This is a genomic window from Mesorhizobium sp. M7A.F.Ca.CA.002.15.2.1 (assembly GCF_003998715.1).
Lineage (GTDB): Bacteria > Pseudomonadota > Alphaproteobacteria > Rhizobiales > Rhizobiaceae > Mesorhizobium > Mesorhizobium ciceri.
The window spans coordinates 1-3,428 of sequence record NZ_RZPI01000610.1 but is presented as its reverse complement, the minus strand read 5'-3'; the positions used below and the strand labels follow the sequence as shown (position 1 = coordinate 3,428).

At 63.7% G+C, this 3,428-nt stretch carries 5 protein-coding genes; 4 read left to right on the top strand and 1 reads right to left on the bottom strand.

Going from position 1 to position 3,428, the window contains the following annotated elements; genetic code table 11:
• Positions 1–122: 122 nt before the first annotated feature.
• From ENZ74_RS26140 to ENZ74_RS26125, 4 genes are all read left to right on the top strand, one after another.
• Positions 123–881: a F0F1 ATP synthase subunit A gene (locus ENZ74_RS26140; RefSeq protein WP_013532843.1), complete on the top strand. Its 759-nt coding sequence runs from the start codon at positions 123–125 to the stop codon at positions 879–881.
• 85 nt (positions 882–966) lie between these two features.
• Entirely contained in the window at positions 967–1,191 is a 225-nt protein-coding gene (locus tag ENZ74_RS26135; protein WP_006206606.1) for a F0F1 ATP synthase subunit C, read from the top strand.
• 63 nt (positions 1,192–1,254) lie between these two features.
• Entirely contained in the window at positions 1,255–1,854 is a 600-nt protein-coding gene (locus tag ENZ74_RS26130) for a F0F1 ATP synthase subunit B (protein ID WP_013532842.1), read from the top strand.
• A gap of 10 nt (positions 1,855–1,864) precedes the next feature.
• Positions 1,865–2,356: a F0F1 ATP synthase subunit B gene (locus ENZ74_RS26125; protein WP_013532841.1), complete on the top strand. Its 492-nt coding sequence runs from the start codon at positions 1,865–1,867 to the stop codon at positions 2,354–2,356.
• Positions 2,357–2,631: 275 nt separating this feature from the next.
• Here ENZ74_RS26125 and ENZ74_RS26120 read toward each other — a convergent pair whose 3' ends face one another.
• Positions 2,632–3,333: a ribonuclease HII gene (locus ENZ74_RS26120; protein ID WP_027164182.1), complete on the bottom strand. Its 702-nt coding sequence runs from the start codon at positions 3,331–3,333 to the stop codon at positions 2,632–2,634.
• Positions 3,334–3,428 lie beyond the last annotated feature (95 nt).

The window sequence follows — 3,428 nt, the reverse complement described above, 5'->3', positions numbered from 1 at the left end:
GGCGTCGTGGCAGAATTTGGACAGGGCGATAAATCGCGCCGTGGCTAAGACGACAAGAAATGACCGCGCACCATGTGCGGTAATGGTAACGAGGCCGTACGCGGCATTGACGGGGTTTGAACGTGGCAGCTGACAAGGTCGATCCGATCCACCAGTTCCATATCAACAAGCTGATTCCGATCGACATCGGCGGCTATGACCTGTCTTTCACCAATTCGGCGCTGTTCATGGTCGCAACCGTGATCGTCGCGGCTGGATTCCTGTTTCTCACGACGTCGAGCCGCAGCCTGGTTCCCGGGCGGCTTCAGTCGGTCTCCGAGATGGCGTACGAGTTTGTCGGCAACATGTTGCGCGACGCCGCCGGCACGCAGGGCATGAAGTTCTTCCCTCTCGTGTTCTCGCTGTTCATGTTCGTGCTCGTCGCCAATCTGCTTGGCCTGTTCCCCTATTTCTTCACCGTCACCAGCCACATTATCGTCACCTTCGGCCTTGCCGTGCTGGTGATCGCAACCGTGGTCGTCTACGGCTTCATGAAGCATGGTCTTGGCTTCCTGAAACTGTTCGTGCCGCACGGCGTGCCGGTCTTCCTGCTGCCTCTCGTGGTGCTGATCGAAGTAATCTCCTTCGTGTCGCGCCCGGTCAGCCTCTCGGTTCGTCTGTTCGCCAACATGCTCGCCGGCCACATCACGCTGAAGGTGTTCTCCGGCTTCGTCGTCAGCCTGAGCGCGCTCGGCGCGGTTGGCGTCGCCGGCTCGATCCTGCCTCTGGCGATGGCGGTGGCGCTGACGGCACTGGAACTGCTGGTCGCCTTCCTGCAGGCCTACGTCTTTGCCGTGTTGACCTGCATGTATCTCAACGACGCCCTGCATCCAGGGCACTAGGTCCAAAAGTTTCCGGCCCAAAGATTTCCAACATTGGCGCCGGATGGAATCGCAACGGAATTTTAGATCCAAAGGAGTTGAACAAATGGACGCAGAAGCAGCAAAGTACATCGGCGCCGGCATCGCTTGCCTGGGCATGGGTGGCGCGGGCATTGGCCTCGGCAACATCTTCGGCAGCTACCTGGCGGGCGCACTGCGCAACCCGTCGGCCGCCGATGGCCAGTTCGGCCGTCTGATCTTCGGCTTTGCCGTGACCGAAGCTCTGGGCATCTTCTCGCTTCTCATCGCGCTTCTGGCCCTGTTCGGCTGAGCACTCGGGAAGATTGGACAGGCCGGCCGCGCAAGCGGCGGGCCTGAATTTCGGGGATAGTCCATGTTCGTGACATCTGCCTTTGCGCAAGAGTCCGCGCCATCAGCCGATACCAGCCACGCTGCGACGGAAGGCGACACGCATTCCGGCACCAGCGTGCCTGCTGAAGCGCATGGCACGTTTCCGCCATTCGATCCGGCGACGTTCCCGTCGCAGCTTCTGTGGCTGGCGATCACCTTCGGGCTGTTCTATCTCTTCCTGAAGCGGGTGGTGATGCCGCGCGTCGGCGGCATCATCGATGTCCGCAACGATCGCATCACGCAGGACCTCGACCAGGCGGCCAGGTTGAAGGGCGAGGCCGACGCCGCCGTTGCTGCCTACGAGCAGGAACTGGCGGAAGCCAAGACCAAGGCCAACGCGATCGGCCAGCAGGCCAACGACGCTGCCAAGGCCGAGGCCGACACCGCTCGCAAGAAGGTCGAGGCTGCGCTCGACGCGAAGCTTGGCGAAGCCGAAGCCCGCATTTCTTCCATCAAGGCCAATGCCATGAAGGAAGTCGGCAGCATCGCCGAGGACACCGCTTCGGCGATCGTCGAGGCTCTGGTTGGCGGCAAGGCCAGCAAGGCCGAGATCGCGGCCGCGGTCAAATCCGTGGCCCGGTGAGGAGCGCATCATGGATTACACATCTCTCGCGACGCTCTGGGCCACGATAGCCCTGATCATCTTCCTCGGCGTTGCCGTCTACATCAAGGTGCCTGGCATGATCGCCAAGGCGCTCGACGCCCGTGCCGCCAGGATCAGCAATGAACTGGACGAAGCGCGCCGGCTGCGCGAGGAGGCCCAGCAGCTGCTCGGCCAGTACCAGCGCAAGCGCAAGGAAGCCGAGCAGGAGGCCGCCGACATCGTCGCTGCCGCCAAGCGCGAAGCCGACATGCTTGCCGCCGACGCGCATAAGAAGACCGAGGACTATGTCGTCAGGCGCACCGCGCTTGCCGAACAGAAGATCGGTCAGGCCGAGCGTGATGCCATCAGCGAAGTGCGCGCCAGCGCCGTCGACATCGCCGTCGAGGCAGCACGCGCGCTGCTTGCCGGCAAGATCGACGCCAAGGCCGGTGCAGATCTGTTCAAGGCTTCGCTCGCGGACGTGAAGTCGAAGCTGAATTAGGCGGTTCGTCTAGCCAGTCATCGAAAGCCGCCCGGGCAACCCGGCGGCTTTTTTGTTGCGGCGCTGAAGCTGCCAATCTCCCCCCTCGTGGGGGAGATGCCCGGCAGGGCAGAGGGGGGCGTGAAGGAACGCTAACCTTTGTTGTCCTAAGGTCTATCGGGACAAGCCTGAGGGCATAACTGCAATCGATTGAGAGGCCGGCGGGACAGCGCCCCCCTCTGTCCTACCGGACATCTCCCCCACAAGGGGGGAGATTGGCTTGTCGTCGTCGTCGCTCAATCCAGCCCGGCGAAGCTCTCTTCTTCCACCACGTCCACCTCGGCCCCACCCAGCCGGAATGGCGCAAACGACACGCGGTGCAGCCGCGCCACCGGGCCATGCGCTTCGATCGCGGTGCGATGACGAACCGTGGCGTAGCCCATATGGACTTCGAACCCGTAGCGGTCGTGATGGTTGCCGCAGCCGCACATCATGCGGTCGCGCATCACCTTGGCGACGATCGAGGCGGCGGCGATCGACTGCGAACGCTGGTCGCCCTTGATCAGCGCGCGCCCTTCACAAGGCAGTCCCGGCGGCACGTCGCGTCCATCGGCAAGCGCAAGCTTCGGCCGGACCGACAGCCCTACCAGCGCGCGCCGCATGGCTTCCAGGCTTGCCTTGAGGATGTTGCTGCCGTCGATGCCCTCGGCGCTGATGGAGGCCATCGAGACCGCCTGTGCGGAGCCGAGAATGCGCAGGAACAGGGCCTCACGCTGTAAATGGCTGAGGCGTTTGGAATCGTCGAGGCCGTCGGGAATGTTGGCGGGATCGAGCACCACCGCTGCGGCGACCACCGGCCCGGCCAGGGGGCCGCGGCCTGCCTCGTCCATCCCGGCGACCGGCCACAGGCCCTCCGCCATCGCCTTCGTCTCGAAGGAGAAGTCGGGCTTCTCGATGATCTCAAAGAGAGGCGGAGAATCAGAACGCGCGCGAGCCATGTTGCGGCGAGGTTCGCATCGGCTCCGATTCTCCGCAAGTCCCTCCGGGTCGGGTGGGGCGCCGGACCGGGAGGGCACCGTCTGCAGGCCGGGGC

Coding starts and splice junctions, on each gene's coding strand:
- ENZ74_RS26125 (WP_013532841.1), top strand. CDS start 1,865: ATGGATTACACATCTCTCGCGACGCTCTGGGCCACGATAGCCCTGATC.
- ENZ74_RS26130 (WP_013532842.1), top strand. CDS start 1,255: ATGTTCGTGACATCTGCCTTTGCGCAAGAGTCCGCGCCATCAGCCGAT.
- ENZ74_RS26135 (WP_006206606.1), top strand. CDS start 967: ATGGACGCAGAAGCAGCAAAGTACATCGGCGCCGGCATCGCTTGCCTG.
- ENZ74_RS26120 (WP_027164182.1), bottom strand. CDS start 3,333: ATGGCTCGCGCGCGTTCTGATTCTCCGCCTCTCTTTGAGATCATCGAG.